The sequence below is a fragment of the Cupriavidus sp. Met-2 genome (assembly GCF_049843575.1).
GTDB lineage: Bacteria > Pseudomonadota > Gammaproteobacteria > Burkholderiales > Burkholderiaceae > Cupriavidus > Cupriavidus metallidurans.
In genome coordinates this window covers 663,560-688,176 of record NZ_JBBHZL010000001.1, presented here as the reverse complement: position 1 = coordinate 688,176, position 24,617 = coordinate 663,560, and the positions used below count along the sequence as shown (strand labels likewise).

The following is a 24,617-nucleotide window of genomic DNA, read 5'->3' as shown; positions in this document are numbered from 1 at the left end:
CACTTAGAACTTCGACAGATCGAGCTTGAGCAGTGTGCCAAGGCTGCGCACCACGTCATAGTCTTTGTCGCTGATCGGGCCGAAACCATCGGCTTTGAAAGGTTTCAGGACTTCCGGATCTTTGAGATTCAAGAAGGCTGCACGGATCTTTTCCTTCAGTTCCGGCTTCAGATTGCTGCGCATGGTCCACGGGTATTGCGGATATGGCTTCGATTCGGCAAGAACTTTTACTTTGTTGGGATCGACCAGTCCGCGCTGAACCAGGGATTCAAAAATCGGCTTACTCAAGCCGCCAGCCTGCGCGTGACCGTTTTGCACGGCCATGGCCACCGCGTCATGCGCACCGACAAAGTGTTCGCGATAGTTTTCGCCGGCTTTCAAACCGTTTTCCGCCAATATCGACTTCGGAATCAAATGGCTGGAGGTGGATGCCTTATCACCGTAAGCGACATTCTTGTTGACGATATCACTGATTTTGGCGATGCCGGCGCCAGTATTGGCGATCAATACGGACTGGTAGGTAGTGCTACCCTTTTGCTTCATCGCTGCGAATGGCTCGATGTCGCTCTTTTGCTTAGCCAGCACATACGACAAGGGGCCAAAATATGCCATGTCGATACGGCCGTGACGCATGGCTTCGATCATTGACGAGTAATCAGTGGTAACCACCAGCTCAATTTTCTTTCCCAGCTCTTTTTCCAGATAGATTTCGAGCGGCTTGTTGTTTTTAATTACGGTCGATGCGTTTTCGTCCGGCAGTAGCGCAACTTTGAGCGTTTCTGGATCGGGATTGGATGATGCATGGCCAATGCTGCAGACGGCGGCAAGCAAGACAGACATTAATGCGGATGCGAGTTTTTTCATAATCAATCCTTTACGGTAGCAAGTTGCATGGGAAATGAAGTATCGATAAGCCGTTCCTCTCGAGCGTCTTGTGGAACGCTCAAAGAAGAACGGGGTACTTGTTCATACAGCGTGTCGTAACTGGCTTGATCCAAAGTCTGCGGTGCGGCATCAAAAATGACTCGGCCATGGGACAGGCCAATAATACGGTCGGCATAACGTTGAGCGAGGTCTACCTGATGCAGGCTGACGACCGCCGAAATCCCGTCCTCTTTACAAATGCGGTGCAGCAGACTTAGCACTCGCTCTGCAGTAGCAGGATCGAGGCTGGCTACCGGTTCATCAGCCAACACCAGTTTAGGTTGCTGAGCCAGAGCCCGGGCAATACCGATGCGTTGCTGCTGGCCGCCGCTCAATGCGTCGACACGGCTTAAGGCTTTGTGCAATAAGCCGACTCGGTCCAGACTTTGCAGGCATATGGATTGATCCTTCGCCGGGAGGGGGAATAGACTGCGTAATGCCGTGTGGTAGCCCATTCGGCCCATCGAAACGTTTTGCAAAGCCGTCAGTCGGCCAATCAATTGATGCTGTTGAAACACCATGCCAGTCTGTCGGCGATGCATGCGCAATGCACGCGAGTTCGCCAAATTTCCTAAGCCGGCGACAATGGTGGTGCCGCGCTGCGACGCATGCAGCGAATTAATACAGCGAAGTAGCGTGGATTTTCCAGCGCCGGAAGATCCGAGCAATACGGTGAACTGTCCCTGATGGAGTTTGAGAGTGGTGGGATACAGTGCAATCGCATCACCATAACTGACTGAGACATTCTGTAGTTCGATCATGACACCTCCGGCAGATTTGAATTCGTAATCAAAAATGATGACCTGATTACGAATCTGAATTGCAGCGATGGTAATGTCGTGATATGACACCCTGATGACTCGTTGATGTCATTTTTGTGACATGGTCGCGGGTGCCTGTGAGGGAAATAAGTTGTGCTATCTATGCCAAATATAGACGTCTGCTATCGGCCACGACCGGTCGTTTGCTTACGACAGCTATCGGGTAGGCTGTCGGAAGGAGAAAACAAGACAATGGCACAAGACGCACTTCGGCTCGCTGTACTCATCGACGCGGACAACGCCAGCGCAGCGGTTATCAAGGAGCTGCTGGAGGAGGTCGCGAAGTACGGGGTCGCGACTGTGAAGCGCTCCTACGGTGACTGGACTACGCAAAACCTGGTGGGTTGGAAGGATCACCTCCACCGCCATGCAATCCAACCGATGCAGCAGTTCGCCTACACCAAGGGCAAGAACAGCACGGACAGCGCCTGCATCATCGACGCCATGGACTTGTTGTACGGAGGCAATGTAGATGGCTTCTGTCTCGTCAGCAGCGACAGCGATTTCACTCGACTTGCCACTCGCCTACGGGAGGCCGGCAAGGTCGTTTATGGGTTCGGGGAACGCAAGACTCCAGACGCTTTCATCGCGGCTTGCGACAAGTTCGTCTTCGTTGAGGTGTTGAAACAACCTGCCACAGGCGTAGACCCTGGGTTACCCGTACAGGTGAAAGACGTTCCGCCCCTTCACGGTCTGCTGTCGCACGCAGTGAAAGAGACACAGCGTGACACGGGCTGGTCGTCGCTCTCAGCCGTAGGCTCCTTCATCAGCAAAAACCACGCATCATTTGATCCGCGGAACTACGGCTTCAGCAAGCTCAGCGACCTGGTGCGCAAGCAACACCACTACCTGGAAGTCAAGGAGACCACAGATGCTGCAGGCTTCAATCACTTGCACATCAAGCTGAAGTAGTCCCATTTGGATGACCCAGCCTCCTCATGCGCGCGTGAGTGCTTCCGGGAGGTCAAATCACGCAACTCGCTGGCGGCATTGGGTCGAAAGTGTTAGTTCAACTTTGGACAGTATCGTGCAGTACTAGTTTCTGGGCAGCCCAGCCGTTGGGCAAGGGGCGGCGCATCACCTTCTCCAGCACGGCATCGGGCGAGCCCACCAGCCGTTCCACGACCTCCGGGGCCAGGAGCGTCAGCCGCATGACCCGGCGCACCTGCGTCACGTCCATGCCTTCGGCCTCGGCGATCTCGGCTACTGATGCCGCCCGCTGCTCATCCAGAAGGCGTTGCCAGTGGTGCGCCAGTCCGAGCGCCCGCATCAACGCGGTGTCCTGCGCGGCCGACCGGGCTTCCCGCTCCCGGGTGGCCTCGGACAGGAATTCCTGTGGAGCGTCCAGGGGCGTGATGACCTGCTTCTTCAGCCCCCGCTTCACCAGCGTCCAGGGCACGAAGGTTTCCAGTTGCACGCCGCCTGCTGGACTCGGCAGTTGATAGGTGACCGGATCACCCTTGAACCGGCCCCGGTGCTTCTTGCTCATGCGTCCTCCTCAAAGCGCTTCACGATCTGGCGTTGCGCCTCCCAATCCACCGGCAGCGGGTTGCGCTGGAACCAGATCAGGTTCATCCGGCGAGGCTGCCGCCCGGCCATCAGCAGTTCGAGGATGTCGGGCGCGAGCAGGCTCAGGCGCATCAGTTCGTTGGTGACCGATGGGTGTAAGCCTTCGGCCCGGGCGATCTCCGAGCCACTCTTCATCTCGCCGGTGTCCACGAGGTGCTGCCAGTAGAAACCGCGTGCCACCCCCTCCAGCAACGTCACATCGTGAACATGGCGGTCGTCGGCGGCCACGCGCCGCGCGCCCCGGCGGCGGAATGTCAGTGGCACGAAGGTTTCCAGTGTGTCGTTCATCAGGCCTCCACCTCCACCAGTTCCGCGCCGATGCCTCTCCGGGCGAACTCGCCGATCAGGGCGTCCCAGCCCAGTTCCCGCCACTTCACCTTGATGCCCTGCACCTCGCCGACGTGGACGAGGTCGATGCGCTCGATCATCAGGTTGGCGATGCGGTGGCGCTCCACCGGGAACAACTGATCCCACACGTCGTTGAGCCGTCCCATCGCCATCACCGTGGTGGCCTCGTCGATCTGTCCGCCCTTTGTTTTCTGGTTCTGCTGGATGTGGCGCACCACCGATGCGATGGATTCCGGGCTGGTCAGCACGGTGCGGATTTGGGCCACCACTGCCGCCTCAATCTCCGGTGCAGGCAGGCGTTCGTAGCTCTTGCCCGGTGCTCCGAACCGGCTTTCCGACTTGGACACGTAGTAGTGGTACTTGCGCCCGTTCTTGCGTGAGTAGGTCGGGTACATCCGTTCGCCCGAGGGGGCGTACAGCAGGCCGCGCAGCAAGGCGTCGGTGCGCGACCGGATCTTGGTTTCCACCGACCGGGCGTGTCCATCCCTGGCCAGCACCGTGTGGACCTTGTCCCAAAGCTCCTGGTCGATGATCGGCGGGTGAGCGCCGGGGTACCAGTTCCCCTTGTGCGACAACTCGCCCAGGTAGATGCGGTTGCGCAGCAGCTTGTGCAGGTACTTTTTGTCGATGCGCGTGCCCTTGCGGGTCTGGCCCTCCTGCGTCGTCCAGGCCTTGGTAGTGATGCCGTCGGCGGTGAGATTGACGGCGATCTGGGTTGGAGAACCAATGGTCAGCATCTCCTCGAAAATGCGACGCACCACCGCCGCCTCGGCCTCGTTGATGACCAGCAGGCGGTTGTCGACGTCGTAGCCCAGGGGCGGGACGCCACCCATCCACATCCCCTTGCGCTTGGCGGCGGCGATCTTGTCGCGGATGCGCTCGCCGGTGACCTCGCGCTCAAACTGGGCGAAGGACAGCAGGACGTTGAGCATCAGCCGACCCATCGAGGTGGTGGTGTTGAACTGCTGGGTGACCGACACAAAGGACACCCCGTGGCGTTCGAACACTTCAACCATCTTGGAGAAGTCGGCCAAGCTGCGCGTCAGGCGGTCGATCTTGTAGACCACCACGATGTCGATCTGGCCGCGCTCGATGTCCGCCATCAGGCGTTTCAGCCCCGGCCGATCCGTGTTGCCGCCAGAGAAGCCGGGGTCATCGTAGTCGTCGGCCACCGGAATCCAGCCCTCGGATCGCTGACTGGCGACGTAGGCGTGGCCCGCCTCCTTCTGCGCGTCGATGGAGTTGAACTCCTGGTCAAGTCGTTCATCCGAGGACACCCGGCAGTAGACGGCGCAGCGCTTGCGGGCCTTGGTGCTGGCAATATCGCTCATCGCGCACCTCCCTTGCTCAGGCCAAAGAACAGCGGCCCCGACCAGTGCGCGCCCGTGATGTGGCGGGCCACCGCCGTCAGGCTCCTGAAGTTGCGCCCCTGGTACTCAAACAGCCCCTCGGCGGTGACTGTCACCCGATGTTCGCGCTCGCCCCATTCGCGCAGCAGGATCGTGCCCGGCGCGAAATCGAACTCGCGCGGCTTGGCCCGCAGCTTGATCTTGGAGTGTTTTGCGCCGATGGCTTCCAGGCGCTGCTTGGTCTCGGGCGCAAGGCCACCGAAGGCTTCCTCCTGCAGCTTGTAGGCGAGACGGGACTCGACGTGCGTGCGGTTGGGGTAGTCCGGGCGACGCGGGAAATACTGATCCCACACCGTCCAGAGCTCGGACATCGGCAGGCAAGCCAGCTCCGCAATCCGCGCGGCGACGGATGCTTGTTTCTCGTTCATCACAACTTCTCCTCTTGATAGGGGGTTGTATGAACGCGCTGGTCGGGCAGGAAGCCAAGGCCAACTTCTCTCTGTTTTGGCGCTTCTGCGACGACGGTGCGGACGATGGCGGCCGCAAGGATGGCGGTGATTTCACCAGCGCGGGCGCTGGCGGACATCTCTGAGGGAGATGCGAGTTCGAGGTTCTTCATGACGGCTCCGAGGAATTGCAACCGTCTCAGATGATGTGCGCGATGTTCCGAAGCGGATGGCAATTCCGGGTAATCGGGCTCATCTGGTGGCCCGGCCTCGATGCCCCGGCAGGCCAGCGGCGCCTGTCTAGCAGGGAACCGGATTGCGCGTTAACGAAACAGTTGACAGGTGCCGATCTGCTCGATACGATGGCGTCAATTAACTAATCACGCAATTGGGTCACAAAATGGCATTTGGTGCCTACATCAGACTGAAGAGGGAGGCGAAGGGCATTCAGATGAATGACTTCGCCCGGCAGCTGGACATCTCGCCTGCCTACTGGTCGCGCATAGAGCGCGACATCGAGAAGCCGCCCAAGGACGAGCTGATCCGCAAGGCGGCAGAAATCCTTGGCGAGAATGTCGACGACGCCTTTGTTGAGGCCAGCCGCCTTCCGCCAGACATGCGCGACGACGTGGGGGGCCTGGTACGGATGTATCGCAAGCAAGCGACGGGGGACAAGTGAATGCCGGTGTTGACTCTTGGCTACCGGCATTGCGACCGAAAACGCCCCAGCTACATCAAGAATTCCGAGATTGAGGGCATCGCCGTTTTGGCCCGCCAGCAACTGGTGGAGGCGGCTGCCGATGCCATCCCGCTCGCAACCCTGAGCGCCATCTCCGGCCTGAAGATCAACGGCGTGGTCTTCGACCTGTTCGTCGGCACCGGGAATGTTGTGCATGACGAATGCGGCAACCCTGTTCTGGGCATCTGTGAGTACGACCCCGGCGTGCCGGACACGGCGATGGTGTCGGTGTCGCCGGTTGGCGTGAACGCCAGCGAGGAACTGGTACTGAGCACCCTCGGCCACGAACTCGGCCACGCCATTTTCGATGCGCCAGGATGGATCGTCGATGCCAGCAAGGGGCCGGGTCTGTTCGATGAACCCAGCGACGCGGCGCGGCGCGCCTACCGCACGACCACACGCGACGTCGAGCACTTGGCGAAAGTCACGCCCGTCGCCGAGGCGGCTGCGACGCCCTCCCTGGCGATTCCGGGCCACACCACCAAGGAAGAATACTTCGCCGAGCTGCGTGCCAACGAGTTCATGGGGTCGCTGCTGGTGCCGCGCCAGCGGTTGAATCTGGCTGTCGAAGAGATGGCTGCGCAACACGGCGTGACGATCCATCGTAGCCCGTCGCTCGACCCCGAGTTGCCCGGCACCAGTCTTTACCTGACGGCTGATGGCGACATCGAATGTTTGCAGAAGGCCGTGGCCAAGCGCTTCGGCGTCAACCGGCGGTTCATCCAGGTGCGGATGGAGCGCTATGGCCTTCTCAAGCCGGGGGCCAAGATCTTCTGATCAAAGCCTTCGTCCCGCCGCCGACTGCGTGTCGGCTTTTTTTGAACCGCTCAGTTAACCACTCGCGCAATCGCGCACTTCGTTTAGAAAAGGAAATTGCCTATGCCAGCGGACGAACAAATCATCGCTCAAGAACACAACCAGCCGACCGCCGCGCCGCAGCAGTCCGCGAAGCAGGCGCGATCCCGCCAATCGGACGATGGCCCGGAAATCCTGCCGTGTATGGAGCACTTCGTGACCCTGGTGCGCAAAGCCAAGCGCCCCGGCCTCGCCTTGCTCCTGGTCGAGCGCGCCAGCGCTACGTCGCTGCCGGAAGTGGCGGCGCTGACAGACGCTGCCAAAGGCATCCTGGCGGTGCAGTCGCGCAAGGCGATGTTCCACGCCGTCGCCAAGCTCGGCTCGGACGTCCAGCAGCGCATTGAGCGGGCGGCCGAGCGCGTGGTGCTGCTCGATGACGAGTACGGTGCGCAGGCCGTCCAGTCTCTCCTTGACGACGAGGACATCAATGACGCAGCGATCATGGCCGCGCCGAGTGATCGCTACAGCCGGGCCCTATTTCTCTGCCTGCTGCAGGACTTTCCGGAGACCGGTGCCACGCGCGATCAGCGCTTCGACAATGCCGAGCGCGTGCAAGTGATGCATCGGCAATGGAAGAGCGAGAACTACTCCAGCCACTACCTCGGCCCGAAGGGCGTGGTGCCGAGCATTGATGCCGACGTTGAGGGTGTATTGCGCGGGCGCATTTCGGCGCTGTTCCCGCAAGTGGCTCCCGACCAAATCATCATCGAGCAGTTCACGCGCCGTGATCTCGCGCATGCCGACCGCTGCGGCGGCAAGGACTCTGACGAGGTCACGCCCGTGCTCCTGCACACCCTGACTGCAACCTTCAACGGGTCGACGGCGCACTTTCGGCAGGTTGCCAACGGCGAGGTGGTCGAGCACGAAGAACCTGCAGCGATGTCGGCCAGCTTTTCGTGGGAGCCCGGCACCGGTGCGCTCGGCGTGTTCTGCGAAGACCGTGAGGTGCGCCGTGAACTGGCGACCATCTTCCGCGATGTCGTCTTGGCGTGCGACGGGGAGATCAACGACATGCCGATGCGCGAATTCGACCTGTTCGGATTCTCGACACCGGCGATGCTCAAGCGCATCGAGCAGGAGCGAGTGGCGGGCATCGAAAAGATTTCGATCTTGCAGATCAAGGTGGCGCGGCCGTTCGAGCAGCAAACCACCGACGCGGCCAACGGACGTGAGTTGATCCAGCATCTGTCGAGCACGATGCTGATCGGCAAGGATCGGCGCGACACCCGGCAGATTTATCAGGTCGCCTATGACGACTATGGCATCGACGACTTGACGGAATACACGCTGGCGCAGGTGAAGTTGGTAGTCAGGATGGCCAAACAGCCGCACCGCAAGGCCCACAACGTCGCCGTCCAAATCACGTCGCCGAACGGTCTGAACGACAAGAGCAAGACCGAAGATGACCGAAAGCGCGTTCTGGAACAGCTCACGCGAATTGGGGTGCTCCGTGAGTTCTGAAGGCGCTACCGCAATGTCGGCGCATCTGAGCTTTCTGGCAGTGCTGGAGCGGCTGCCCCGGGTTGAGTCCCGCGTCATGGCGGCGGCGCTCGGACGATGCAGACCAACGTTCCTGCAACGACGATGGGTCACGGAAGAGGACTACCTCAGCCATGTGATGGTCCCCGTCCGGGATTCGGAGCAGGAAGTCGAGGTTGAGATCGATCAGGATGCGGCGGTGTACCGGTACCGCAGCCCGCAGCAGCGATCACGAACAGTTGAGCGACCTCTTGCCGACATCGCGTTGTACGCCCTCCAGGTGGATGCGTGGCTCGCCGACTTGGCGTCCTTGATCGGCATCGAAGATCGACAGCGTTCCGACCGCCGACATCGCGTGCCGGGCCACCTGTGGCACCTCGGGGAAGTGCGAATCGCGGGCACCCACGACTTCGCCCCGGTGTTCGTTGCCCGAGCGTGGGAGCGTGCTCCTGTTGCCGCGATGACCTCGGTTTTGAGTGATCCGATCTGGCCGCGTGGCGGCATCGTGTTGCGGCATCAGCGAGATCCAGTTGAGCTGCCCCGCGACCATGTCATGCGCGGTCTGGACGAGTTCGTTCGCGTGGACGACGGTCAGGACGCTTTCGACGCGAGCGCATTCGACAGGGTGCTGCGTGGCTTCATCACCCCCACCGGTGCGCCGGAGCCAGAGCAGTTCTTCCAAGGCAATCGTTTGAAGTTGCCGCACTTCTCCGAATCACGCGAGCTGTCTGCGGAGCGGGCCAAGATCGTCAAGCAGATGTGGAGTGCCGACGGAAAGAACGCGCCCGAAGTTTCCTGGGCCGAGGTCAACAGGATCGCCAATACCGGCTACCAGTCGTTCGATGACGCCTTCGGCGGAAAGGCTGAGCGCGAGGACGTGATCGCATTGGTCAAGCGCGGCAAATACCGCCTGCGACGCAACCCATAAACGCGCCCATAAATCAAACCAGACACGGGCCATAAACCCGTGCGGAGACTTCGATGTGCCCATTTCATCTAGGAGGCACATCGAAATGCAAACCCAAGTTCCATCAATCGAATCCGGTCGGAATCCGCGCCGGATGAATCCCGGCGGTGCAACCTGCATCGCCCTCGACGAAAACGAGCTCGCCATCCGCTGGGGGCTCTCCGTCAAGACGCTGCGCCGCTGGCGTCAAGAGCAGCTCGGCCCCATCTACTGCAAGCTCGGTCGCCGGGTCACCTACCTCCTGCACGAAATCGAAGCCTTCGAGCGCCGCGTCTCGCGCTACTCGAGCTTCACTCGTGCGTACCAGTGAGGAGGACGGCCATGAGCGATCTGACCATCTTCCCCGTCGACATCGCTGAGATGTCTGTGAGCCAACTGGCCGCGCTGCCGCCCGAGCAGAAGTGCGAGGTCGACAAGAACCTTGATGCTGCCATCGACTGGCTAAAGAAGGCTCGCACCAAGTTCGATGCGGCGCTGGAACAGTGCTACGGCGAGCAGGCCCGTGTCGCACTGCGTGAATCCGGCCGTGACTTTGGTACCGCCCACATCAGCGACGGCCCGCTGCACATCAAGTTCGAGCTGCCCAAAAAGGTCAGCTGGAACCAGAAACAGTTGGGCGAAATCGCCGAGCGCATCGTGGCCTCAGGCGAGAAGGTCGAGGGCTACCTCGACGTCAAGCTCTCAGTGTCCGAGTCCCGGTACATCAACTGGCCGCCCGCATTGCAGCAGCAATTCGCGGCCGCCCGCACGGTCGATTCCGGCAAGCCGTCCTTCACCCTGAGCACCGATGGGGGTGAGGCATGAAGCGGCTACCCATCGTGTCCGCCGTCGAGCGGATGGCCGAGCGCAAGGGCGTGAAGCTGCTGATGCTGGGCAAGTCCGGCATCGGCAAGACGTCTCGGCTCAAAGACCTCGACCCCGCCACCACACTGTTCCTTGACATCGAGGCAGGCGACTTGGCGGTCGCCGACTGGCCGGGCGACACCATCCGCCCGGCGTCCTGGCCCGAGAGCCGCGACTTCTTCGTGTTCCTTGCGGGCCCGGACAAGTCGCTGCCGCCGGAGAGCGCGTTCTCGCAGGCGCACTACGACCACGTCATCGAGAAGTTTGGCGATGCGACGCAGCTCGGTCGCTACCAGACCTTCTTCCTTGACTCGATCACGCAACTGTCTCGCCAGTGCTTTGCGTGGTGCAAGACGCAGCCCGGGGCGGTCAGTGATCGTTCCGGCAAGCCCGATCTGCGCGCGGCCTACGGGCTGCTCGGCCAGGAAATGATCGGCGCGTTGACCCACCTGCAGCACGCCCGTGGCAAGAACGTTGTGTTCGTGGCGATCCTCGATGAGCGACTGGATGACTTCAATCGCAAGGTGTTCGTCCCGCAGATCGAAGGCAGCAAGACCAGCCTGGAGCTGCCCGGCATCGTCGATGAGGTCGTGACGCTGGCCGAGATCAAGGCCGAGGACGGCAGTTCCTACCGCGCCTTCATCACGCACACCGTCAATCCCTACGGCTTCCCGGCCAAAGACCGCAGCGGTCGTCTCGACCTGCTGGAGCCGCCGCATCTCGGCGCGCTGATCGCCAAGTGCGCGGGCGCTGTCCCCGCGCTAGCCAGCGCCGCCAACCCCGCACACATCGAATCTCAGGAGTAATCGCAATGACCGCATGGAATGACTTCAACGACGCCGACTCTCAGCAATCCGGCTTCGATCTGATCCCCAAGGGCACCGTCGTGCCGGTGCGAATGACCATCAAGCCGGGTGGCTATGACGACCCCGAGCAAGGCTGGGGTGGCGGCTACGCCACCGAATCGTTCGAGACCGGTTCCATCTATCTGGCCGCCGAGTTTGTGGTCACCGCTGGCGATCATGCCAAGCGCAAGATGTGGAGCAACGTCGGCCTGCTCTCCAAGAAAGGCCCGACCTGGGGCCAGATGGGGCGCAGCTTCATCCGGGCCGCGCTCAACAGCGCCCGCAACGTCCACCCGCAAGACAACAGCCCACAGGCCGCCGCCGCGCGCCGCATCAATGGCTTCGCCGAACTGGACGGTCTGGAGTTCTTGGCGCGCGTCGACATCGAGAAGGACGCCAAGGGTCAAGACCGCAACGTGGTGAAGCTGGCAGTCGAGCCCGACCACCCCGACTACGCCAAGTTGAAAGGTGTGCCGCCGAAGGGCAGTCCGGGCGGTGGCAACTCCGGCGCTCCCGCGCAGGCGGCCCCGGCCTATTCCGCGCCCACCCCGCAACGCGCACCAGTGACGGGCAAACCGTCCTGGGCTCAGTGAGGAGACGGCTATGAATGCATCCGTCCTCACTGCCAGTCACTACGGCGTCGTGCGCTTCGGCGATCTGCAATGCGAGGCCGTCGTCCTCAAGGGCGGCGAGCGTGGCTACGTTCGTCGTCAACTGGCCAAGCTGCTGGGCTTCCACGAAACGCACAAGGGTGGCCGATTTGCCCGGTTTCTTGCCGACTTCGCTCCTAACTCCTTGTCGGCATTGGAGAAAACTCGTGAGCCGATTCTGTTGCCGTCAGGTCGGCAGGCGCAGTTCTTCCCGGCCGGGATCATTGCCGACGTCGCGTCGGCGGTGGTCAGCGCGGCCATCAACGGCACGCTGCACAAGGCCCGCCAGGGCATCGTGCCCAATTGCATGAAGATCATGCGCGCGCTGGCCACCACCGGCGAGGTCGCGCTGATCGACGAGGCGACGGGCTACCAGTACCACCGCGCGCCTGACGCGCTGCAGGAACTGATCTCCAAGCTGCTGCGCCAGTCGTGCTCTTCGTGGGAGCGCCGCTTCCACCCGGACTACTACCGCGCCCTCTACCGGCTGTTCGGCTGGAAGTACCAGGGCCACGACCAGAACCCGCCCCACGTTGTCGGTCAGATCACGCAGCGCTGGGTCTACGGCCCGGTGCTGCCCGCCACGCTGATCGACGAGATTCGCGCCCGCAAGGGCATCTCGCAGAAGCACCACCAGTGGCTGTCCGATCAGGGCCTCGCCCGTCTGGAAACGCAGATTCACGCGGTCACCGCCATTGCGCGCAGCTCGACCTGCTACCGCGACTTCGACCGCCGCTGTGAAGCGGCCTTCGCTGGCGGCGCGCTGCAGCTGGCGCTGCTGGCCGAAGACTTTGAGGAGGGGGCGTGAAATGCTGGGTCTGCAAACGACAGGCCCGGGGATTCGGTCACACCGACAACCGACACGGTGTCGGCGATCCCCGGCGCTACCCCATCGACTGGGTGTTCTGCTCGCAGCGCTGCCAATCCGCGTTCCACGCGATGTACGGCAACTGGCTGCGCGCCAAGGATGGTCGCAGCGACATCAAGGGGGTCGCCATGATCGATCCCTCTGATATCGAGCTGGCCGCAATGCGCAAGTGCCTCAAGTCCTTCGGCGAGGCGGCAGGAGAGATCGGCTTCACCAAACCGCTGGGCAACTACTCAGAAGCCGAGGCGCTGCAGGTGATCGACGCCATCGTCACGTGCTACACCAAGGCGATGGTTGAGCACCACGAGGCGAGCAAGTACCCGCCCGTGCGCGGCATGACGCCGACGCCCGACCCCATGACACCGAGTGCAGCCAATCCGTTCGCGGATCTGGAGGACGACCTGCCTTGGGAAGAACCGAAGGGGAAGAAGCCATGATGGACTTCAACTCCACTTCGAGCATCTCGGGCCAGATCACTGCGCTGGTCGACGCCGGGATGCAGCGGGCGCGAGCCCAGCAGTCCGAGCGCCAGTACCTTGGTGCCTCGCGGTTGGGCGCTGCCTGCGAGCGTGCGCTGCAGTTTGAGTACGCCAAGGCTCCCGTCGATCACGGCCGGGACACCCCGGGCCGGATGCTGCGCATCTTCGAGCGCGGCCACGTCATGGAGGACTGCATGGTCGCGTGGCTGCGCGACGCCGGTTTCGACTTGCGTACCCGCAGGGCCGATGGCGAGCAGTTTGGCTTCTCCGTGGCTGATGGCCGTCTGCAGGGCCACATCGACGGCGTCATCGTCGATGGCCCGGAGGGCTTTGCCTACCCGGCGCTCTGGGAAAACAAGTGCCTCGGCATGAAGTCCTGGCGCGAGCTGGAGAAGAACCGGCTCGCCGTGGCCAAGCCCGTATACGCCGCGCAAGTGGCGATCTACCAAGCCTATCTCGAACTGCACGAGCACCCGGCGATCTTCACGGCGCTCAACGCCGACACGATGGAGATCTACACCGAGGCCGTGCCCTTTGACGCAGCCCTGGCCCAGCGAATGTCTGATCGGGCGGTGAAGGTCATCACGGCGACCGAAGCGGGAGATCTCCTGCCGCGCGCCTTCAATGACCCGACCCACTTCGAGTGCCGGATGTGCGCGTGGCAAGACCGCTGCTGGAGAACACAAGCATGACCGACAACAACACCCCGGCCACCGGCATCGAGCCGATGATCGATGCCAAGCAGGCGGCCGCCGCGTTGCGCCTGCCGTACTACTGGTTCGCCGACCACGCGATGCGCACCAAGTACCGGATTCCGCACTACCTGATGGGTGGTCTGGTGCGCTACCGGCTGTCCGAACTCTCTGCGTGGGCCACGCGTACCACCGCCGTTCAGGGCCGTGATTCCCATGATGCGGACGCACCTGTCGAGGGAGCCGAATGATCGACTTCAACGACACCACCCAACCTGCGGAGCACAACAGGGAATCTGAACGAGACGAGATTCGCGCCGACTTGCTTGCGCGTCTGGAGTCGGTGCTGACCACGATGTTTCCGGCTGGCAAGAAGCGCCGTGGCAAGTTCCTGATCGGCGACATCCTCGGCAGTCCAGGTGACAGCCTCGAGGTGGTGCTGGAAGGTGAGAAGGCCGGTCTGTGGACGGATCGTGCCACCGGCGATGGCGGCGACATCTTCGCCCTGATCGCGGCCTATCTCGGTGCGAACGTCCACACCGATTTCCCTCGCGTGCTGGATGAAGCTGCCGATCTGCTCGGGCGGTCGCGGTCGGTGCCAGTGCGCAAGGCGAAGAAGGAAGCGCCTGTCGACGACCTCGGCCCGGCTACGGCGAAGTGGGACTACTTCGATGCCGGTGGCAAGCTGATCGCCGTCGTCTACCGCTATGACCCACCGGGAGGCAAGAAGGAATTCCGACCGTGGGACGCGAAGCGCCGCAAGATGGCCCCGCCTGAGCCGCGCCCGCTGTTCAACCAGCCGGGCGTCGCTGCGGCCAGCCACGTCGTCCTGGTCGAGGGCGAGAAGTGCGCGCAGGCCTTGATCGCCAGCGGCGTGGTGGCCACCACCGCCATGCACGGTGCCAATGCCCCGGTCGACAAGACCGACTGGTCGCCACTGGCTGGCAAGACGGTGCTGATCTGGCCCGACCGCGATGCGCCAGGGTGGGACTACGCCGACCGCGCGTCGCAGGCGATCTTGCAGGCAGGCGCGACCTCGGTCGCCATCCTCATGCCACCCGACGACAAGCCGGAGGGGTGGGACGCTGCAGATGCCATTCCCGAAGGTTTCGATGTCGGTGGCTTTCTGGCCGTCGGCGAGCGGATGCCGGTGATGCGCTCGGTGGAGGAAGCGCCTTCGCCAGACTTGCTGACGGGCATTGATTGGACGACCGAGGATGGCCTGTCCAGCGCTTTCACCCGCCGCTATGGCGAAGACTGGCGCTACTGTGCCCTGTGGGGCAAGTGGCTGGTCTGGACGGGTGTGCGCTGGAATCCCGATCAGGTGCTCTACGTGTCGCATCTTTCCAGGGGCATCTGCCGCAACGCCTCGCTGAAAGCGGACACGCCGAGGCTCAAGGGCAAGCTGGCCAGTTCCGCCACGATTTCGTCGGTTGAAAAGATCGCGCGCTCTGACCCGAAGCACGCATCCACCGCCGAGGAATGGGACGCCGATGTCTGGGCGCTGAACACCCCCGGTGGCGTGGTCGATCTACGCACCGGCCGGATGCGCCCGCACCGGCGGGACGACCGAATGACCAAGGTGACCACGGCTACTCCGCAGGGCAATCCGGACAGCGCTTGCCCGACGTGGCGAGCCTTCCTCACGGATGTCACCGGTGGCGACGCCGATCTGATGGCCTACCTGCAGCTGATGGTTGGCTACTGCCTGACGGGCGTCACCAGCGAACACGCGCTGTTCTTCTTGTACGGCACGGGCGCGAACGGCAAGTCGGTGTTCGTCAACGTGCTGACCACCATCCTGGGCGACTACGCGGCCAACGCGCCGATGGACACGTTCATGGAGGCGCGAAACGACCGGCACCCCACCGATCTCGCAGGGCTGCGCGGCGCACGCTTCGTGTCATCCATCGAAACCGAGCAAGGGCGGCGCTGGAACGAGTCCAAGGTCAAGGCCATCACCGGTGGCGACAAGGTGTCCGCGCGCTTTATGCGCCAGGACTTCTTCGAGTACCTGCCGCAGTTCAAGTTGGTGATCGCGGGCAATCACAAGCCGTCGATCCGCAATGTCGACGAGGCCATGAAGCGCCGACTGCACCTGATCCCGTTCACGGTGACGATCCCGCCCGAGCGCCGCGACGGCAGGCTGACCGAGAAGTTGCTCAAGGAGCGCGATGGGATTTTGGCGTGGGCCGTCGAGGGCTGCAGCCGCTGGCAGCGCCAGGGCTTGAAGCCGCCCGCCAGCGTGGTGTCGGCGACCGAGGAGTATTTCGAGGCCGAGGATGCGCTCGGGCAGTGGATCGAAGAACGCTGTCTGCTGGCCAAGTCCCACCGCGAAGGCGTCTCCGAACTGTTCGCCGACTGGCGCGAATGGGCCGAGCGAGCGGGCGAGTACGTGGGTTCGGTCAAGCGGTTCTCGGAGCTGATGGCGACTCGCAAGTTCGAGAAGTGTCGGCTGACCGGAGGGGCTCGCGCCATCGCGGGCATCGCCCTCAGGCCCAAGCCGTACAGCAACGCCTACCCCTACCGCGATGACTGACCAATCCGGGCGAGTGACGGATTTGACGGGTTTCCTGATTGACGCTCTACACGTGCGCGCACGTAAAGGACGTTGTCCTGACAACCCGTCGCATCCGTCACTCGCCCACCCAACACGGAGTAAAGACGATGAACACGACAATCCTGGCCCTTGATCTGGGCACACACACCGGGTGGGCTCTGCAGCACCTGGACGGCACCATCACCAGCGGCACGGAGCACTTTAAGCCGCAGCGATTCGAAGGCGGCGGAATGCGATTCCTTCGATTCAAGCGCTGGCTCAACGAACTCCTCTCGGCCAGCAATCACATCAACGCGGTGTTCTTCGAGGAAGTTCGGCGGCACGCGGGCGTTGATGCGGCGCACGCCTACGGCGGCTTCATGGGGCACCTGACCGCGTGGTGTGAGCATCACAACATTCCGTACCAGGGCGTTCCGATCGGCACGATCAAGAAGCACGCGACCGGCAAAGGCAATGCGGGCAAGGACGAAATGATCACGTCCGTCCGCGAACGTGGTCACACCCCAGTCGATGACAACGAGGCCGACGCGCTGGCCCTGCTGCATTGGGCCATCGAGACGCAGGAGGTGTGACGTGAAGGTGCCGACACCCCAATACCGCTGCCCCCTTGGTCGGCTGCAGCCGCAAGCCACGGATCTGGACGCCATCAAGGAACGTGGCTGGCGTGACCAGCACATCCTGGTGGTCAACGCCTCCGACGACCGTCTGGACTTCATCGAGCGCGAGATCGTGCGACGCATTGGTGAACGCCTGTACGGGCTGGGAGGGACGCGTCATGGCTGAGTGGACAACCGACGACGTGGCAGCACGCTTCGAAGAGGCCGCCACCACCGGACGACGCCTGCCCCCTGTACGTGTGCAGGGCTACTTCAATTGCTGGCCCGCCTTCGTTCGCAAGGAGTGGGAAGCCTTTGCTGCCGACGAGAAGGTGTACAGACCCTTCCCACCAAGCCCCGAGGCCATCGACCGGATGCTGGAGACGATGCGCTGGGTGCAGTGGCTCGAGGTCGAGCAGCGCCACCTCGTGTGGATGCGGGCCAAGCGCTACGGCTGGAGGGACATCACGATTCGCTTTGCCTGCGACCGGACGACGGCGTGGCGGCGTTGGCAGAGGGCAATGGAGATCGTGGCGGCGAACCTCAACAGCGAAGGCGTGCGGTTGCCTTCCAAAAACGTGGGCAATTTAGGGTAATGCTTGCCGCGCTTGTCCCTGCTTTGCCTTGCTTGTCCGTTTCGAGGCCCGGCAGTTCTGCAACAAAACAGCCCGGTCGGGGGTAGTATTTCGGCTATCTTCTGGACAGCGGTGACGGTTGAGGCCGAGCGCTTGGCAATAGGCCCAGGCAAAAGGGGTCCTTCCTTCCCAAATCGCAATGCGGGGGGCGCGAGCGCGACGCTTTTTTAGCGTCAGGGCGCGGGCAAGGTTACCAGTCGGCCAGGTTACCGGCCCCGGTTACCACCCCCAGGCGCAGTTACCACGCCACCAGAATCTTTATTCACCCAACCCGCCCGGCGGCAACGCTCGGCGGGTTTTGCTTTTGGGACTTCCACTTTGAACACGCTCAACGTCGAGTACCGCAAGGTCGAGGCGCTGATTCCCTACGCCCGCAATCCGCGCACGCACGCCGAGAGCCAGATCGCCAAGATCGCGGCCAGCATCGTCGAGTACGGCTGGACGAACCCGATCCTGGTCGATGGCGACAACGGCATCATCGCCGGGCACGGGCGTCTGGCCGCTGCGCGCAAGCTCGGGCTGGATCAGGTGCCGGTGATTGAACTGGCCCATCTGACCGTCGCGCAGAAGCGGGCACTGGTGATCGCCGACAACCGGCTGGCACTGGATGCGGGCTGGGACGAGGAGATGCTGGCCCTGGAACTGGCCGATCTGTCCGAGGCCGGATACGACCTCGCTCTGACCGGTTGCGAGGATGCCGAGATCGAGGCACTGCTCACCGGTGACGTGACCGACGCCGACGCCGATGCCGATGCCGATGCCGACGCAGAGCCGGACACCGAGGAACCGGATGCCGCAGACGACGTGCCGGAAGCACCCGTCGTGGCGGTGTCTCGCCCCGGCGATGTCTGGGCCATCGGCGCGCACCGCCTGATCTGTGGCGACGCCACCGACCGGGACGTGGTCGCTTCGCTGATGCAGGGTGAAGTCTCTCGCCTGTGCTTCACCTCGCCACCCTACGGCAACCAGCGCGACTACACCTCAGGTGGCATCTCCGATTGGGACGGCCTGATGCGCGGCGTGTTCGCGCACCTGCCGATGGCAGGCGACGGTCAGGTGCTGGTCAACCTGGGTCTGATCCACCGCGATAACGAAGTGATCCCGTACTGGGACGCTTGGCTATCCTGGATGCGCCAGCAGGGCTGGCGGCGCTTTGCATGGTACGTCTGGGATCAGGGGCCGGGGATGCCCGGCGATTGGGCAGGCCGCTTCGCGCCGAGCTTCGAGTTCGTCTTCCACTTCAACCGGGAGAGCCGCAAGCCGAACAAGATCGTCCCCTGCAAGCACGCCGGCCAGGAATCCCACCTGCGCGCCGACGGGTCGTCCACCGCGATGCGCGGCAAGGATGGCGAGGTGGGCGGCTGGACGCACAAGGGGCTGCCCACGCAAGACACCCGCATCCCCGACTCGGTGATCCGCGTGATGCGCCACAAGGGCAAGATCGGCCAGGACATCGACCACCCAGCCGTGTTCCCGGTGGCGCTGCCGGAGTTCGTGATCGAGGCCTACACGGATGCGGGCGATGTCGTGTTCGAGCCCTTCGGCGGCAGCGGCACGACGATGCTGGCCGCCGAGCGCACAGGCCGCATCTGCCGAAGCGTTGAAATCGCTCCGGAGTACGTGGACGTCGCCATCAAACGCTTCCAGCAGAACCACCCCGGCGTGCCGGTCACCTTGATCGCCACCGGCCAGTCCTTCGGGCAGGTGGCTGCTGAGCGCGCCACCACCCTGGATGCCGAGGTGATGGCATGAACTGGCTGGCCGACAAGATCGAACAGTGGCCCACCGGCAAGTTGCTGCCCTACGCCCGCAACGCGCGCACCCATTCCGAGGAGCAGGTGGCGCAGATCGCTGCCAGCATCGCGGAGTTTGGATTCACCAATCCGATCCTGGCGGGCAGTGACGGCATCATCGTCGCTGGCCACGGACGGCTCGCCGCCGCCCAGAAGCTGGGTCTGGAGCGGGTGCCGGTCGTCGTACTGGATCATCTGAGCCCGACGCAGCGCCGGGCCCTAGTCATTGCAGACAACCGCATCGCCGAGAACGCGGGCTGGGACGACACGATGCTGCGGATCGAACTCGAAGCCTTGCAGCTCGATGGTTTCGATCTGGACATCACCGGGTTCGACGCCGACGCACTGGCCGAACTGATCGCGGGTGACGAGCCGGACAACGAGGGGCAGACCGCTGAGGATGCGGTGCCCGAAGTCAGCGAGACGCCCATCTCGCGTCCGGGCGATGTCTGGATCATGGGCCAGCACCGGCTGCTTTGCGGCGACTCAACCGTGGCCGAGAGCTACGACCGCCTGATGCAAGGCGCGTTGGCGGATATGGTCTTCACCGACCCGCCGTACAACGTGAACTACGCCAACAGCGCCAAGGACAAGATGCGCGGTAAGGATCGCGCGATCCTGAACGACAACCTGGGGGATGGCTTCTACGACTTCCTGCTGGCAGCGCTGACGCCCACAGTGGCGCATTGCCGGGGCGGCATTTACGTGGCGATGTCCTCCAGCGAGCTGGATGTGCTGCAGGCTGCCTTCCGCGCCGCCGGTGGCAAATGGTCGACTTTCATCATCTGGGCCAAGAACACCTTCACGCTGGGTCGTGCCGACTACCAGCGCCAGTACGAGCCGATCCTCTATGGATGGCCCGAGGGGGCGACACGCCACTGGTGTGGTGACCGCGACCAGGGCGACGTCTGGAACATCAAGAAGCCGCAGAAGAACGACCTGCACCCGACGATGAAACCGGTCGAGCTGGTCGAGCGCGCGATCCGCAATTCGAGCCGCCCCGGCAACGTGGTGCTCGATCCCTTCGGTGGCTCTGGCACGACGCTGATCGCGGCGGAAAAGTCAGGCCGCATCGCGCGGCTGATCGAACTCGATCCGAAGTACGTTGATGTGATCGTGCGTCGGTGGGAAGATTTCACCGGGAAGCAGGCTACCCGCGAGGCGGATGGCGCGTTGCTTGATCAGGCGGCGAGCGACTCGTCGACGATCTCGCAGTGAATCACAAAGCCCGTCAGGTAAGGCAGGCCGCGCGGGATGCCGTATTGCTTGCTGGTCTGGCGGCCAATCGTCCAGCCCATCCAGCGTTGGGTGGCGGCGTTGATCGCGCCCGCCAGGGGCTGGCCCTGATAGAGCCCGTTCTGGACGTCGTCTGCAAAATGGCGTCCGTGGCGGCTGTCGAGGAAGACCTGAACCGATTCGAGGGGCTGGCTGGTGGCGTCCGAGATGGCGGTCATCGCCAGGGGCCATGCGGCGCTGGCGTGTTCGTTCATCGTGCCCCAAAAGCCCCAGGCTTCGTTCTGGGTGGCGGGGATCTGCGTGGTGGTGTTCATTTCTGGCTCCTTCGGGTTGATCGTTGCGACACCCGTAGTAACGCGCTGTTCGATTGAGAAGCCAAGCGCCGCTTGGCCTCTTTTTCGATCATTCTGATCAGGCGATGCGGTAGACCCGCTCGCCGCCCTGCGGCTTGTCCGACACGATGGTCAGGCCCAGCTTCTTCTTGAAGGCCCCGGCAAAGGTGCCGCGCACCGTGTGTGCCTGCCAACCGGTGGCGGTGCAGATCTGGCCGATGGTTGCGCCTTCGGGGCGTTGCAGCATCCGGATCACTTCGGCTTGCTTGCTGTTGTCGCGGGTGCGCGGCTTGGCCCACGTTGCTTCGGCGGCGGTTACGGCGGCTTCCAGTTCGGGATCACTCGCGGCGGCTTGCGCGCCTTCAGCGTTGGCGATGATCTGGTCGAGATGGGCTTCGAACGGACCGATGCTGTTCCTGTTTACGCCGGGGCGCGGCATACCCAGGGCGTCGTAGCCCTCGGCGGCGACGAACCAGTCAGTGCCGTCGGTGGTGATCAGGGCACGGTTGAACAACCCGTCGAGCACCTTCTTGCGCGCGCCGCCTTTGATGTTGTCGGGGAACCAGTCGATCTTGCCTGCGCTGGTGTTGATGGCTTTTGCCAGGATGGCGTGTTGGGCCGGGGTCAGGTTGGTGGTGGTCATGGGCTGCTCCTTCGGGGGGTGGATGACGATGTGATGAACGCGCTGTCTGGGACTGAAGCCAAGCGCTTTCTGCTTGGCTTCGTCGGTTTCCAATCAGTCCTTGGCGATTTCTGCGTCCGAGGCCTTCGGGCTCGATACGCCAAATTCGACGCCCGCCTTGAAGGCCGCTTCCAACGCGTCCTTGAGGCACCAAACCGCCGTGTCGTGGAAGTCGAGGCTGTCGGCGTTGCGGGTTTGCAGGGTTTCGATGCCGAGATGCTTCTGGGCGATGAGGGTGAGGATGGTGTCGATCTGGCTCATGGCGTTTTCCTTTCGGGGTTGGTTGGCGTGACGTGATGAACGCGCTGTTCCCGATGGAAGCCAAGCTCAATCTGCCGACATGACGAACAAATGAGTGAAGGTGACGATGGGACTCTCGATTCGCGCCTACGCGCGCCACCGTGGCGTGTCGCACGTGGCCGTGAAAAAGGCCATCGACACCGGGCGGATCACACCGCTGCCTGACGGCACGATTGATCCGGACACGGCGGACGCCCAGTGGGCACAAAACACATTGCAGCCGCGCAGCGCCGCTGCGCCAGAGAAGGTCAGCACTGCGAAAGCGCGGCGCGTGGCCGCGACGGACGAAGCAGCAACGCAGCGCGATGCCGTCGACGCCAGCACAGCGCCGATGTCGGCCAGTGGCACCTCGCTCTTGCAAGCGCGCACGGTCAACGAGGTGCTCAAAGCCAAGCTCAACAACCTGGAGCTGGCGCACCGCAAGAAGGAACTGGTGGATCGGGCGCAGGCCGTGGCACACGTTTTCAAGCTCGCGCGCATCGAGCGTGATGCGTGGTTGAACTGGCCTGCGCGCGTCTCCGGCCAGATGGCGTCCACGCTCGGCATCGACGCGCACCAGATGCACGTGGCGCTCGAATCTGCCGTGCGCGAGCACTTGATTGAGTTGGGCGAGTTGCGTCCGCGCGTTGATTGATGACGATGGACTACGAAGGCGCGCAGGAAATCGAACGGGCGTGGCGCGATGGGCTCACTCCCGACCCGCTGCTCACGGTATCGGAATGGTCAGATCGCCACAGGATGCTCTCCAGCAAGGCGTCTGCCGAGCCGGGGCGCTGGCGCACCAGCCGCACGCCCTACCTGAAGGCGATCATGGATTGCCTGTCGCCGACCTCGTCGGTCGAGCGTGTGGTGTTCATGAAGGCAGCGCAGCTCGGTGCGACCGAGATGGGGTCGAACTGGATCGGCTACGTCATTCACCACGCGCCGGGACCGATGATGGCGGTCTGGCCGACGGTGGAGATGGCCAAGCGCAACTCCAAGCAGCGGATCGACCCGCTGATCGAGGAGTCTGCGGCGCTGGCGGAACTGATCGCACCCGCGCGCAGCCGGGATTCGGGCAACACGATTCTGGCCAAGGAGTTCCGGGGTGGCGTGCTGGTGATGACCGGCGCGAACAGCGCGGTAGGCTTGCGCTCGATGCCGGTGCGCTACCTGTTCCTTGACGAGGTTGACGGGTATCCGCTGGACGTCGAGGGTGAAGGCGATGCGATCTCGCTGGCCGAGGCGCGCACGCGCACCTTTGCCCGGCGCAAGATCTTTATCGTGTCGACGCCGACGATCTCGGGGGCCTCGGCCATCGAACGCGAATACGAGGCCAGCGACCAACGCCGCTACTTCGTGCCGTGCCCACACTGCAACCACCCGCAGTGGTTGCGCTTCGAGCAACTGCGCTGGGATAAGGGGCAACCGGAAACCGCCGCATACATCTGCGAGTCCTGCGACACCGCGATTTCCGAGCACCACAAGACGTGGATGCTGGAGCGTGGCGAATGGCGTTCGATGGCACAGGGCAAGACGGCAGGCTTTCACCTGTCGTCGCTGTACAGCCCGGTGGGCTGGCGCTCCTGGCGTGACATCGCTGCCGCGTGGGAAGCCGCCGTCAACAAGGAGTCGGGATCGGCCGCCGCGATCAAGACCTTCAAGAACACCGAGCTGGGCGAAACCTGGGTCGAGGAAGGCGAAGCGCCCGACTGGCAACGTCTGGTCGAGCGCCGCGAGGAGTACCGCATCGGCAGCGTGCCGCAAGGCGGTCTGCTGCTGGTTGGCGGCGCGGACGTGCAGAAGGATCGCATCGAGGCCTCGGTCTGGGCCTTCGGGCGCGGCAAGGAATCGTGGCTGGTCGAGCATCGCGTGCTGATGGGTGACACCGCCCGCGACGCGGTGTGGAAAGCCCTGGCCGCGATGCTGGCCGAGCAGTGGACGCACGCATCGGGCGCGGCAATGCCGCTGGCGCGCTTCGCGCTGGACACCGGTTTTGCCACGCAGGAAGCCTACGCCTTCGTGCGTGCCTGCCACGATGCGCGCGTGATGGCGGTCAAGGGCGTGCCGCGCGGCGCGGCCCTGATCGGCACGCCCACGGCCATCGATGTCTCGCAGGGCGGCAAGAAGCTGCGCCGGGGCATCAAGGTGTTCACGGTGGCGGGCGGCATCGCCAAGCTGGAGTTCTACAACAACCTGCGCAAGGGCGCGGACGTCGGCGAGGACGGCTTGACCCCGGAGTTTCCTGCCGGGTTCGTCCATCTGCCGAAGATCGACGCCGAGTTCATCCAGCAGCTCTGCGCGGAGCAATTGATCACCCGCCGCGACCGCAACGGCTTCCCGGTGCGCGAGTGGCAAAAGATGCGAGAGCGCAACGAGGCCCTGGACTGCTATGTCTACGCCCGCGCGGCCGCATCCAGCGCGGGACTGGATCGCTTCGAGGAACGCCACTGGCGCGAACTGGAGCGGCAACTGGGGGTAGCACCCCCACCGGATGAGCCACCGCCCATCCACGACATCGAATTGAACGAGGCCACCCCCAGCGGTGGCCTCGCTGCTTCTGGAACCCGCAATACCGGTCGACGCGTCATCCGAAGCCGTTGGCTTCGCTGATGGCCGTCGCCTTCAAA

General features: G+C 63.2%; 31 protein-coding genes. 21 read left to right on the top strand and 10 right to left on the bottom strand.

All coding sequences use genetic code 11. The features are described 5' to 3' along the window. Positions 1-3: 3 nt before the first annotated feature. Together phnD and phnC are read right to left on the bottom strand one after the other, a co-directional pair. The gene (gene phnD / locus WD006_RS03215; protein WP_024973167.1) at positions 4-864 is read right to left on the bottom strand and encodes a phosphate/phosphite/phosphonate ABC transporter substrate-binding protein; all 861 of its coding nucleotides are present in this window, start codon (positions 862-864) and stop codon (positions 4-6) included. A 2-nt stretch (positions 865-866) separates the two neighbouring features. Next, positions 867-1,685 carry a phosphonate ABC transporter ATP-binding protein gene (gene phnC, locus WD006_RS03210; RefSeq protein WP_020200553.1) on the bottom strand — a complete coding sequence of 273 codons (819 nt, stop codon included), beginning with the start codon at positions 1,683-1,685 and terminating at the stop codon, positions 867-869. A gap of 252 nt (positions 1,686-1,937) precedes the next feature. Here phnC and WD006_RS03205 point away from each other — a divergent pair, with 252 nt between their 5' ends. Continuing rightward, entirely contained in the window at positions 1,938-2,657 is a 720-nt protein-coding gene (locus WD006_RS03205) for an NYN domain-containing protein (protein ID WP_009238671.1), read from the top strand. A gap of 97 nt (positions 2,658-2,754) precedes the next feature. On the opposite strand, the gene WD006_RS03200 is transcribed toward WD006_RS03205, so the two are convergent. The 5 genes from WD006_RS03200 to WD006_RS03180 are packed head-to-tail and all read right to left on the bottom strand — an operon-like array spanning position 2,755 to position 5,630. Further along, entirely contained in the window at positions 2,755-3,234 is a 480-nt protein-coding gene (locus WD006_RS03200) for a hypothetical protein (RefSeq protein ID WP_004629233.1), read from the bottom strand. Then, positions 3,231-3,602, bottom strand: coding sequence for a hypothetical protein (locus WD006_RS03195; RefSeq protein WP_004629235.1), 372 nt, complete (start codon positions 3,600-3,602; stop codon positions 3,231-3,233). The genes WD006_RS03200 and WD006_RS03195 overlap by 4 nt, the downstream gene beginning before the upstream one ends. After that, the gene (locus tag WD006_RS03190) at positions 3,602-4,993 is read right to left on the bottom strand and encodes a recombinase family protein (RefSeq protein WP_024973169.1); all 1,392 of its coding nucleotides are present in this window, start codon (positions 4,991-4,993) and stop codon (positions 3,602-3,604) included. The genes WD006_RS03195 and WD006_RS03190 overlap by 1 nt, the downstream gene beginning before the upstream one ends. Further along, positions 4,990-5,439, bottom strand: coding sequence for a DUF2924 domain-containing protein (locus WD006_RS03185; protein ID WP_024973170.1), 450 nt, complete (start codon positions 5,437-5,439; stop codon positions 4,990-4,992). Before WD006_RS03185 ends, WD006_RS03190 begins: the two co-directional genes overlap by 4 nt. After that, positions 5,439-5,630: a hypothetical protein gene (locus WD006_RS03180; protein WP_024973171.1), complete on the bottom strand. Its 192-nt coding sequence runs from the start codon at positions 5,628-5,630 to the stop codon at positions 5,439-5,441. Before WD006_RS03180 ends, WD006_RS03185 begins: the two co-directional genes overlap by 1 nt. Before the next feature lie 227 nt (positions 5,631-5,857). Between WD006_RS03180 and WD006_RS03175 the strand changes: the two genes are divergently transcribed. The 18 genes from WD006_RS03175 to WD006_RS03090 all read left to right on the top strand — a co-directional run bounded on the left by WD006_RS03175 (position 5,858) and on the right by WD006_RS03090 (position 20,676). Further along, entirely contained in the window at positions 5,858-6,136 is a 279-nt protein-coding gene (locus WD006_RS03175; RefSeq protein ID WP_024973172.1) for a helix-turn-helix domain-containing protein, read from the top strand. Continuing rightward, on the top strand, positions 6,137-6,973 hold the full coding sequence (locus WD006_RS03170; RefSeq protein WP_024973173.1) for a hypothetical protein: 837 nt from the start codon (positions 6,137-6,139) through the stop codon (positions 6,971-6,973). A gap of 102 nt (positions 6,974-7,075) precedes the next feature. Next, positions 7,076-8,512 carry a hypothetical protein gene (locus tag WD006_RS03165; RefSeq protein WP_024973174.1) on the top strand — a complete coding sequence of 479 codons (1,437 nt, stop codon included), beginning with the start codon at positions 7,076-7,078 and terminating at the stop codon, positions 8,510-8,512. A gap of 13 nt (positions 8,513-8,525) precedes the next feature. After that, positions 8,526-9,458 carry a hypothetical protein gene (locus tag WD006_RS03160; RefSeq protein WP_024973175.1) on the top strand — a complete coding sequence of 311 codons (933 nt, stop codon included), beginning with the start codon at positions 8,526-8,528 and terminating at the stop codon, positions 9,456-9,458. Between the two features lie 85 nt (positions 9,459-9,543). Next, entirely contained in the window at positions 9,544-9,807 is a 264-nt protein-coding gene (locus WD006_RS03155; RefSeq protein ID WP_024973176.1) for a helix-turn-helix transcriptional regulator, read from the top strand. A gap of 11 nt (positions 9,808-9,818) precedes the next feature. After that, complete coding sequence (locus WD006_RS03150) at positions 9,819-10,301, top strand: hypothetical protein (RefSeq protein WP_024973177.1); 483 nt, start codon at positions 9,819-9,821, stop codon at positions 10,299-10,301. Beyond that, positions 10,298-11,146 carry an ATP-binding protein gene (locus WD006_RS03145; RefSeq protein WP_024973178.1) on the top strand — a complete coding sequence of 283 codons (849 nt, stop codon included), beginning with the start codon at positions 10,298-10,300 and terminating at the stop codon, positions 11,144-11,146. Before WD006_RS03150 ends, WD006_RS03145 begins: the two co-directional genes overlap by 4 nt. Positions 11,147-11,151: 5 nt before the next feature. Further along, entirely contained in the window at positions 11,152-11,778 is a 627-nt protein-coding gene (locus WD006_RS03140) for a hypothetical protein (protein WP_024973179.1), read from the top strand. A gap of 10 nt (positions 11,779-11,788) precedes the next feature. After that, positions 11,789-12,643 carry a P63C domain-containing protein gene (locus WD006_RS03135; RefSeq protein ID WP_024973180.1) on the top strand — a complete coding sequence of 285 codons (855 nt, stop codon included), beginning with the start codon at positions 11,789-11,791 and terminating at the stop codon, positions 12,641-12,643. Further along, positions 12,640-13,140: a DUF6511 domain-containing protein gene (locus tag WD006_RS03130; RefSeq protein ID WP_024973181.1), complete on the top strand. Its 501-nt coding sequence runs from the start codon at positions 12,640-12,642 to the stop codon at positions 13,138-13,140. Before WD006_RS03135 ends, WD006_RS03130 begins: the two co-directional genes overlap by 4 nt. After that, positions 13,137-13,874: a PD-(D/E)XK nuclease family protein gene (locus WD006_RS03125; RefSeq protein WP_024973182.1), complete on the top strand. Its 738-nt coding sequence runs from the start codon at positions 13,137-13,139 to the stop codon at positions 13,872-13,874. The genes WD006_RS03130 and WD006_RS03125 overlap by 4 nt, the downstream gene beginning before the upstream one ends. Further along, the gene (locus WD006_RS03120; RefSeq protein WP_024973183.1) at positions 13,871-14,125 is read left to right on the top strand and encodes a hypothetical protein; all 255 of its coding nucleotides are present in this window, start codon (positions 13,871-13,873) and stop codon (positions 14,123-14,125) included. The genes WD006_RS03125 and WD006_RS03120 overlap by 4 nt, the downstream gene beginning before the upstream one ends. Beyond that, positions 14,122-16,413: a phage/plasmid primase, P4 family gene (locus WD006_RS03115; RefSeq protein WP_024973184.1), complete on the top strand. Its 2,292-nt coding sequence runs from the start codon at positions 14,122-14,124 to the stop codon at positions 16,411-16,413. The genes WD006_RS03120 and WD006_RS03115 overlap by 4 nt, the downstream gene beginning before the upstream one ends. 128 nt (positions 16,414-16,541) lie before the next feature. Beyond that, the gene (locus tag WD006_RS03110) at positions 16,542-17,006 is read left to right on the top strand and encodes a crossover junction endodeoxyribonuclease RuvC (protein WP_024973185.1); all 465 of its coding nucleotides are present in this window, start codon (positions 16,542-16,544) and stop codon (positions 17,004-17,006) included. A gap of 1 nt (position 17,007) precedes the next feature. Further along, positions 17,008-17,217 carry a hypothetical protein gene (locus WD006_RS03105; protein ID WP_024973186.1) on the top strand — a complete coding sequence of 70 codons (210 nt, stop codon included), beginning with the start codon at positions 17,008-17,010 and terminating at the stop codon, positions 17,215-17,217. Then, positions 17,210-17,626 carry a DUF6362 family protein gene (locus WD006_RS03100; RefSeq protein WP_024973187.1) on the top strand — a complete coding sequence of 139 codons (417 nt, stop codon included), beginning with the start codon at positions 17,210-17,212 and terminating at the stop codon, positions 17,624-17,626. Before WD006_RS03105 ends, WD006_RS03100 begins: the two co-directional genes overlap by 8 nt. Before the next feature lie 357 nt (positions 17,627-17,983). After that, positions 17,984-19,417: a site-specific DNA-methyltransferase gene (locus tag WD006_RS03095; protein WP_024973188.1), complete on the top strand. Its 1,434-nt coding sequence runs from the start codon at positions 17,984-17,986 to the stop codon at positions 19,415-19,417. Next, a complete protein-coding gene (locus tag WD006_RS03090; RefSeq protein WP_024973189.1) occupies positions 19,414-20,676 on the top strand; it encodes a site-specific DNA-methyltransferase in 1,263 nt (420 codons plus the stop codon). The genes WD006_RS03095 and WD006_RS03090 overlap by 4 nt, the downstream gene beginning before the upstream one ends. Here the strand turns inward: WD006_RS03090 and WD006_RS03085 are convergent. From WD006_RS03085 to WD006_RS03075, 3 genes are all read right to left on the bottom strand, one after another. Next, positions 20,640-21,008 (bottom strand): hypothetical protein, encoded by a 369-nt coding sequence (locus WD006_RS03085; protein ID WP_024973190.1) that lies wholly within the window; start codon positions 21,006-21,008, stop codon positions 20,640-20,642. The two genes, WD006_RS03090 and WD006_RS03085, sit on opposite strands and share 37 nt — an antisense overlap. Before the next feature lie 97 nt (positions 21,009-21,105). Then, positions 21,106-21,669: a DUF3489 domain-containing protein gene (locus tag WD006_RS03080; RefSeq protein ID WP_024973191.1), complete on the bottom strand. Its 564-nt coding sequence runs from the start codon at positions 21,667-21,669 to the stop codon at positions 21,106-21,108. A gap of 93 nt (positions 21,670-21,762) precedes the next feature. Then, positions 21,763-21,969, bottom strand: a complete 207-nt coding sequence (locus WD006_RS03075) for a DUF6900 domain-containing protein (RefSeq protein ID WP_024973192.1) — start codon at positions 21,967-21,969, stop codon at positions 21,763-21,765. 106 nt (positions 21,970-22,075) lie between these two features. Here WD006_RS03075 and WD006_RS03070 point away from each other — a divergent pair, with 106 nt between their 5' ends. Both WD006_RS03070 and WD006_RS03065 read left to right on the top strand, forming a co-directional pair. After that, a complete protein-coding gene (locus WD006_RS03070; protein WP_024973193.1) occupies positions 22,076-22,642 on the top strand; it encodes a hypothetical protein in 567 nt (188 codons plus the stop codon). Continuing rightward, a complete protein-coding gene (locus WD006_RS03065) occupies positions 22,642-24,600 on the top strand; it encodes a phage terminase large subunit family protein (RefSeq protein ID WP_024973194.1) in 1,959 nt (652 codons plus the stop codon). The genes WD006_RS03070 and WD006_RS03065 overlap by 1 nt, the downstream gene beginning before the upstream one ends. The last annotated feature ends 17 nt before the right edge of the window (positions 24,601-24,617 follow it).